Origin of the sequence: Hydrogenophaga sp. (assembly GCF_035481345.1) — a bacterium.
In the GTDB taxonomy this organism is placed as follows: Bacteria; Pseudomonadota; Gammaproteobacteria; order Burkholderiales; family Burkholderiaceae_C; genus Hydrogenophaga.
Genome location: NZ_DATIGV010000207.1, coordinates 1 through 7,504, shown reverse-complemented (window position 1 = coordinate 7,504; position 7,504 = coordinate 1). Strand labels below are relative to the sequence as shown.

Here is a 7,504-nt window from a genome sequence, read left to right as displayed (position 1 = left end):
AGCTACTGCTGCCTCTTGGGACCGTCGGGCTGCGGCAAGAGCACCACCTTGCGCATGATCGCGGGCCACGAGACCGTCAGCAGCGGCGACGTCCTGCTGGACAACCGCAACATCACCCACCTGCCGGCCGCCGCCCGCGGCACCGCCATGATGTTCCAGAGCTTCGCGCTGTTCCCGCACCTCACGGCGCTGGACAACGTGGCCTTCAGCCTCAAGATGAAGGGCGTGGCCAAGGCCGAGCGCCAGGCCAAGGCGCAGGACCTGCTGGAACGCGTCGCCATGGGCCACCTCGCGCAGCGCAAGCCCGGCGAACTCTCGGGCGGCCAGCAGCAGCGTGTGGCACTCGCGCGCGCGCTGATCACCCAGCCCAAGGTGCTGCTGCTGGACGAGCCGCTGTCCGCGCTCGACCCCTTCCTGCGCATCCAGATGCGCGCCGAGCTGCGCCGCTGGCAGAAGGAGCTGGGCCTGACCTTCATCCACGTGACGCACTCGCAGGAAGAGGCGATGGCGCTGGCCGACACCATGGTCGTCATGAACCACGGCCTGATCGAGCAGGTCGGTTCGCCGCACGAGGTCTACAACAAGCCGGCCACCGAATTCATCGCACGCTTCATGGGCGGGCACAACGTGCTGCAGACGCCGGCCGGCAAGATCGCCGTGCGCAACGACCACATGCGCATCGCGGCCGATGGCGAGGGCATCGCCGCCACCGTCACCGATGTCGAGTACCAGGGCACCTACGTGCTGCTGGGCCTGGATGCCGAGAACGCCGACGCGCGCACCGGCGTCTCGGTGATGCTGCCCGAATCGGTCTTCGCCGACCGTCCCTACGCCCTGGGCGAGCACGTGCGCCTGTCCTGGGCCACGTCGCACGCGCACGCGCTTGCCGCCTGATTTCCCTTTCATCCACCCCTGCCACCGATTGGAGAGACGACCCATGTCCGAGAACACCACTTCCTGCGGCCTGCAGCGCCGCACCCTGCTCAAGGGCACGGCCGGCATCCTGGCCACGGGCACCGCGCCCTTCGTGCACGCGCAGGAGCCCATCGTGCTGCGCTACCTGGGCACGGCCGTGAACCAGGACAAGGCCATCGCCGAGAAGTTCAAGGCCGACACCGGCATCGAGATCCAGTACGTGGCCGTCACCACCGACGACGTGACCAAGCGCGCGGTGACCGCGCCCAACAGCTTCGACCTGATCGACACCGAGTACTTCTCGCTCAAGAAGATCGTGCCCACGGGCAACCTCAAGGGCATCGACACGAAGAAGATCAAGAACGCCGACAAGATCACCTCGCTCTTCACCACCGGCACGGTGGGCGGCAAGGCCGTGGGCGACCAGGGCACCGCGCCCAAGAAGGTGATCTTCCTGGAGGGCGAGAAGAGCAAGGCCTTCGCCAAGTCGCCGACGCAGTTCATGAGCCTGATCCCCACGGTCTACAACGCCGACACGCTGGGCATCCGGCCCGATCTGATCAAGCGCCCCATCGGCTCCTGGGCCGAACTGCTCAACCCCGAGTTCAAGGGCAAGGCCGCCATCCTGAACATCCCCTCCATCGGCATCATGGACGCGGCCATGGTGGTGGAGGCCATGGGCCTGCACAAGTACCCCGACAAGGGCAACATGACCAAGGCCGAGATCGACCTCACGATCAAGACCCTGATCGAGGCCAAGAAGGCCGGCCAGTTCCGCGCGCTGTGGAAGGACTTCAACGAGTCGGTGAACCTCATGGCCTCGGGCGAGGTGGTGATCCAGTCGATGTGGAGCCCGGCCGTGACCGCCGTGCGCACCAAGGGCCTGGCCTGCACCTTCCAGCCGCTCAAGGAAGGCTACCGCGCCTGGGCCGCCGGCTTCGGCCTGCCGGCCACGCTCAGCGGCCGCAAGCTGGATGGCGCCTACGAGTTCATCAACTGGTTCCTCGACGGCTGGGCCGGCGCCTACCTCAACCGCCAGGGCTACTACAGCGCTGTGCTCGACACCGCCAAGGCCAAGATGGAGGCCTACGAGTGGGCCTACTGGATGGAAGGCAAGGCCGCCGAGAAGGACATCAAGAGTCCCAACGGCCAGTTGCTGGCCAAGGCCGGCGAGAAGCGCGATGGTGGCTCGTACGAGGAGCGCATGGGCGGCATCGCCTGCTGGAACGCGGTGATGGACGAGAACGAGTACATGGTCCGCAAATGGAACGAGTTCGTCGCGGCCTGACGCACACCCCATCGACATGAGCACGACAACACCAGCGGCGCACGGCGTCGCCGACACGCCTGAGCGGCCGGTGCCGGCCTGGTGGCAGGCCGCGCCGTACACGCTGGTGTTCGTGCTGTTCTTCCTGCTGCCCCTGGGGCTGATCCTGATGGTCAGCTTTTGGGACTTCAACGAGTACGAGCTGCTGCCCGGCTTCACGCTGCGCAACTACGCCAGCATCTTCGAGGGTTGCTCGGCGCTCACCGAGCACGGCGACTTCTGCGTCACGCTCTCGACCTACCTGTCCACGCTGAAGTTCAGCTTCCTGGTCTGGCTCATCACCCTGGTGCTGGGCTTCGCCGTGGCCTATTTCCTGGCCTTTCACGTGCGCTCCAGCGGCGTGCAGACCGCCCTGTTCGTGCTCTGCACCGTGCCGTTCTGGACGTCCAACGTCATCCGCATGATCTCGTGGGTGCCGCTGCTGGGCCGCAACGGCCTGGTGAACCAGGCGCTCACCGGCCTGGGCGTGGTGGACGAGCCGCTGGAGTGGCTGCTGTTCTCCGATTTCTCCGTGGTGCTGGCCTTCGTGCACCTGTACACCATGTTCATGATCGTGCCGATCTTCAACAGCATGATGCGCATCGACCGCAGCCTGATCGAGGCCGCCAGCGACGCTGGCGCCAGCGCCTGGCAGACGCTGTGGAACGTGATCGTGCCGCTGTCCAAGACCGGCATCATCATCGGCTCCATCTTCGTCATCACCATCGTGATGGGCGACTTCGTCACCATCGGCGTCATGGGCGGCCAGCAGATCGCCTCGGTGGGCAAGATCATCCAGGTGCAGACGAGCTACCTGCAGTTCCCGCTGGCGGCGGCCAACGCGGTGATCCTGCTGGCGGTGGTGCTGATGATCATCTGGGGCCTCACGCGCCTCGTGGACATCCGCAAGGAGCTGTGATGCAGGCCCGCACCTCCGATGCCCGCGCCCCCGGCTTCTGGCCGCTGGCCTTCGTCTTCGCGCTGTTCGTGCTGTTCATGTACGGGCCGATGTTCGTGATCTTCGTGCTGAGCTTCCAGGGGCCCGAGGGCGGCCTCACCTTCCCGCTGCGGGGTTTCTCGCTGCACTGGTTCCGCCAGTTGGCCGATGGCCTGGGCACGGTGGACATCGGCTCGGCCTTCCTGCGCTCGCTGGGCCTGGGCGCGGCGGTGATGCTGCTCACCGTGGTGCTGTCGGTGCTGGCCGGCCTGGCCTTTCGCAAGCGCCTGCGCGGCGGCGACGCGCTGTTCTACGTCACCGTGGCCAGCCTGATCATGCCGTCCATCATCGTCTCGCTGGGCATCGGCCTGCAGTTCCGCCTGCTCGATGGCGGCATCAAGTCGGCGCTGGACACCCTGGGCGCCACCGCCACGCTGGAGGGCTACGGCACCGCGCTGGGCCTGTTCACCTCGGCCCTGGGCGCGCACCTCACCTGGACCCTGCCCTTCGGCCTGCTGATCATGTTCGCGGTATTCAACCGCTTCAACCCGGCCTATGAAGAGGCCGCGCGCGACCTGGGCGCCACGCGCTGGCAGAGCTTTCGCCACGTGGTGCTGCCCCTGATCGGGCCGTCGGTGATCGGCATCGGCATGTTCGGCTTCACGCTGAGCTGGGACGAGATCGCGCGCACCTCGCAGGCCATCGGCGACGTGAACACGCTGCCGCTGGAACTGCAAGGCCTCACCTCCACCGTCACCACGCCGGCCATCTACGCGCTGGGCACGGTGACGACCGTGGTCTCCTTTCTGGTGATGGGCCTCACGGTGGGCCTGGCCGTGCTGCTGGGGCGGCGCCAGGGCAAGGGGCGCCAATGACACGCATGCCCCCGCGCGGCGCGGTCGCTGCGTCACCGCGCGCGCGCCGCACCGCCGCCAGCGCCAGCCCGAGCGACCAGGACATCTACGACCGCATGATCTCGGCCGTCCTGGACCACCGCCTGCTGCCCGGCACCAAGCTGGTGGAAGACCGCCTGGCCGAGGCCTTCGGCGTCTCGCGCACGCGCATCCGGCCGGTGCTGGTGCGCCTGGCCAATGAAAGCATCGTCACGCTCACGCCCAACCGCGGCGCCACCGTGGCCCAGCCCAGCGAGCAGGAGGCGCGCGAGGTCTTCGAGGTGCGCCGCCTGGTGGAGGCGCCACTGGTGGCGCGCTTCATCGCCAACGCCGAGGCCGCGGACATGCAGGTGCTCACGCGCTGCATTCGCGACGAGGAGGCCGCGCGCGGCGCGGGCGACATGCACCGCGCGATCCGCCTCTCGGGCGACTTCCACCTGCACATCGCCGAACGCTCGGGCCACGGCACCCTGGGCGGCGTGCTGCGCGAAATGGTCTCGCGCACCTCGCTGATCCTGATGGCCTTCAGCCCCACGCACGGCCGCGCCAGCGAGGAAGCCACGGCCTGCGGCTGCCAGGAGCACCGCGCCCTGCTGGCCGCCATCAAGCTGCGCGATGCGAAAGAGGCGGTGCGGCTGATGGACGAGCACCTGCGCCGGCTGGAGGCGCAGTTGATCTTCCCGCCCGCGCGCGACGGCGGGCCGGACCTGCTCGACCTGTTCGGCGCGGGCGACTGAAGGCCCCCAAGGTCCATGCGCGAGCTGCTGGTCATCAACCCCAACACCTCGGCCTCGGTGAGCGCGCTGCTGCAAGGCCACGTGCAGGCCGCCGCCGGCTCGCACGTGCGGGTGCGCACCGTCACCGCGCGCTTCGGCGCGCCCTACATCGCCGACGAGGCCAGCTTCGCGGTGGCGGGCCACGCGGCGCTGGACGCCTGGGCGGCGGCGCTGGCCACGCCCGAACGCGCGCCGGACGCGGTGCTCATCGGCTGCTTCGGCGACCCGGGGCTCATGGCCCTGCGCGAGTCCAGCCCCGCGCCCGTCACCGGCCTGGCCGAGGCGTCCTTCATCGAGGCCGCGCGCCACGGGCGCTACGCCATCGTCACCGGCGGCGAACGCTGGGGACCCATGCTGCAGCGCCTGGCGCAGTCGCTGGGCCAGGCGCAACAGCTCGCGGGCATCCACACCGTGGTGCCCACGGGTGCGCAATTGGCGGCCGACCCAGCAGGCGCGCAGCGCCTGCTGGCCCAGGCCTGCGCCGACGCGGCGCGCCAGCTGGGCGTGCAGGCCGTCATCCTGGGCGGTGCCGGGCTGGCGGGCATGGCGGCGGCGGTGCAGTCCCTGGTGCCGGTGCCGGTGATCGACAGCGTGGTCGCGGGCACGCACTGGGCGCTGCGCAGCCCGCCGCTGCCGCCGCTGCGCGCCACGCCGGGCTTCGACGTCGCCTGGCAGGGGCTGTCGGCGGAGATGCGCGCGCTCGGGCCCGGGGCCTGATCGGCGCGCGCGCCCCGCTGGGGCCACGCCTGCGCGCGACAGCGCCCGGCACGGCCCCGGCGCACAATCGCGCGCATGGTCCGCCCCACCCAGCTCCTGCACCCGCCCCGCCCCATCGCGCCGCTGCGCCCCGCCGCCACCGTCCTGCTGCTGCGCGACGGCCCCGAAGGCGTCGAGGTCCTGATGACGCGCCGCTCCATGACGGCCAGCTTCGCCCCTGGCGCCTACGTGTTTCCGGGCGGCGGCATCGACGCCGCCGACGCCCAGGCCTTCGGCACCGCCGCGCGCCGGCCCACGCAGACCGACCTGCGCCTGACGCAGGCGATCGCCGCGATCCGCGAGAGCTTCGAGGAGCTGGGCGTGCTGCTCGCGCGCCGCGCCGATGGCGCCTGGGCCACGGCCGAGGACATCGCCGCGCTCGACCGCCAGGCGCCCTTCGCGCCGCAGTGCGCGGCCCGCGGCCTGCGGCTGGCGGCCGACGAGGTCTTCGTGCTGGCGCACTGGATCACCGACCGCGACCTCTCGCGCCGCTTCGACGTGCCCTTCCTCATCGCCCGCATGCCCGAGGGCCAGGAACCCGTGGCCGACGAGAGCGAGCAGTTCGAGCCGCAATGGGTGCGCCCGGCCGACGCGCTGGCGCGCCACGCGGCCGGCCAGTTCTTCATCATCTTTCCCACCATCCGCACGCTGGAACGCCTGCAGGCCCACGCCACCGTGCAATCGGTGCTGGACGCCTGCGCCGCGCACGACGAGCCGCTGTGGACGAGCTGCCCGCGCGCCGGCCTCATCCGCGGCCGCGAATCGCGCCACATGGAACACGAGCCGCCCTTCGGCGAGTTGGCGCTGGTCTGCCCCGACGGGCAGATCGTGCACCCGCTGGACTGGCAACACGAACAGCCCGTGCCGCTGCTCAAGCAGGTGATGCGCCTGACCGCGCCCAACAGCGGCGTCATGACCGGCCCCGGCACCAACAGCTACATCGTGGGCGACCCGGCCACCGGCTACATCGCCATCGACCCGGGCCCGGACGACAGCGCGCACATCGAGCGCCTGTGGCGCGCCTGCGGTTCGGATCTGCGCGCCATCGTCTGCACGCACTCGCACCCCGACCATTCCCCCGGCGCCGCGCGCCTGCAGGTCCTGTGCGCGCAGGCCGGCGCCACGCCGCCGCCGATCCTGGGCCTGGCCAGCGCCGCCACCGCGCGCGAGAACAGCCGCTTCTCACCCGATCGCACCCTGGCCGACAACGAGCGCCTGGTGCTGCAGGCGCCCGACGGCACCACGCACACGCTGATGGCCGTGCACACGCCCGGCCATGCAGCCAACCACCTCTGCCTGGTGCTGCTGGAAGACGGCCTGCTGTTCTCCGGCGATCACATCCTCAACGGCAGCACCACCGTCATCGACCCGCCCGATGGCGACATGAGCGCCTACCTGGCTTCCCTGGACCGCCTGGCCGCGCTGTGCGACGAACACGGCATCGACTTCATCCTGCCCGCGCACGGCCACGTGCTGGGCGACCTGCGGCGCACCGCCGACAACGCCTCTGCGCCCGTGGAGGGCGGCGCGCGGCGCGCCATCGACCACCTCAAGGCGCACCGCCTCGCGCGCGAAGCCAAGATCGCGCGCGCCATGCAGGCGCGGCCCGACGGCGGCCTGGACGACTGGGTGCCGCTGGCTTACGACGACGTGCCCGAGCGCCTGTGGCCGGTGGCGCGGCGCTCGCTGCTCGCGCACGTCGAGCGCATCCGCGCGCTCGGCGGCTTCAACGCCTGAAGGCCGGCCGCGTGAAGCGGCCTTCCTTCAGCCGGCGCGGCCGGTTCAGAAGCGCCGCCCGTACATCAGGCCCACGCCCTGCAGCTTGATGTCGTCCTTGTCGTAGTAGTTCATCCAGTTGGCCTGCAGGTACGACACCGGGCTCAGGTTGACGTTGATGCCCACACCATAGGCGCCGCTGGTG

At 70.3% G+C, this 7,504-nt stretch carries 7 protein-coding genes; all 7 read left to right on the top strand.

Features of this window, described 5'->3' with window-relative positions; genetic code table 11:
- Positions 1-894 (top strand): ABC transporter ATP-binding protein (locus VLG41_RS21665; RefSeq protein WP_325351454.1); only part of this gene is annotated, 894 nt, incomplete at its 5' end.
- Positions 895-937: 43 nt separating this feature from the next.
- Positions 938-2,203: an ABC transporter substrate-binding protein gene (locus VLG41_RS21660; protein ID WP_325351453.1), complete on the top strand. Its 1,266-nt coding sequence runs from the start codon at positions 938-940 to the stop codon at positions 2,201-2,203.
- A gap of 16 nt (positions 2,204-2,219) precedes the next feature.
- Entirely contained in the window at positions 2,220-3,140 is a 921-nt protein-coding gene (locus VLG41_RS21655) for an ABC transporter permease (RefSeq protein ID WP_325351452.1), read from the top strand.
- Positions 3,140-4,033 (top strand): ABC transporter permease, encoded by an 894-nt coding sequence (locus VLG41_RS21650; RefSeq protein WP_325351451.1) that lies wholly within the window; start codon positions 3,140-3,142, stop codon positions 4,031-4,033. Before VLG41_RS21655 ends, VLG41_RS21650 begins: the two co-directional genes overlap by 1 nt.
- The gene (locus VLG41_RS21645) at positions 4,030-4,788 is read left to right on the top strand and encodes a GntR family transcriptional regulator (protein ID WP_325351450.1); all 759 of its coding nucleotides are present in this window, start codon (positions 4,030-4,032) and stop codon (positions 4,786-4,788) included. The genes VLG41_RS21650 and VLG41_RS21645 overlap by 4 nt, the downstream gene beginning before the upstream one ends.
- A gap of 15 nt (positions 4,789-4,803) precedes the next feature.
- On the top strand, positions 4,804-5,544 hold the full coding sequence (locus VLG41_RS21640; protein WP_325351449.1) for an aspartate/glutamate racemase family protein: 741 nt from the start codon (positions 4,804-4,806) through the stop codon (positions 5,542-5,544).
- 75 nt (positions 5,545-5,619) lie between these two features.
- A complete protein-coding gene (locus VLG41_RS21635) occupies positions 5,620-7,320 on the top strand; it encodes an MBL fold metallo-hydrolase (RefSeq protein WP_325351448.1) in 1,701 nt (566 codons plus the stop codon).
- Positions 7,321-7,504 lie beyond the last annotated feature (184 nt).

Excerpts from the sequence above, each read along its gene's own strand:
- VLG41_RS21660 (WP_325351453.1), top strand. The coding sequence starts at position 938 with ATGTCCGAGAACACCACTTCCTGCGGCCTGCAGCGCCGCACCCTGCTC.
- VLG41_RS21655 (WP_325351452.1), top strand. The coding sequence starts at position 2,220 with ATGAGCACGACAACACCAGCGGCGCACGGCGTCGCCGACACGCCTGAG.
- VLG41_RS21650 (WP_325351451.1), top strand. The coding sequence starts at position 3,140 with ATGCAGGCCCGCACCTCCGATGCCCGCGCCCCCGGCTTCTGGCCGCTG.
- VLG41_RS21645 (WP_325351450.1), top strand. The coding sequence starts at position 4,030 with ATGACACGCATGCCCCCGCGCGGCGCGGTCGCTGCGTCACCGCGCGCG.
- VLG41_RS21640 (WP_325351449.1), top strand. The coding sequence starts at position 4,804 with ATGCGCGAGCTGCTGGTCATCAACCCCAACACCTCGGCCTCGGTGAGC.
- VLG41_RS21635 (WP_325351448.1), top strand. The coding sequence starts at position 5,620 with ATGGTCCGCCCCACCCAGCTCCTGCACCCGCCCCGCCCCATCGCGCCG.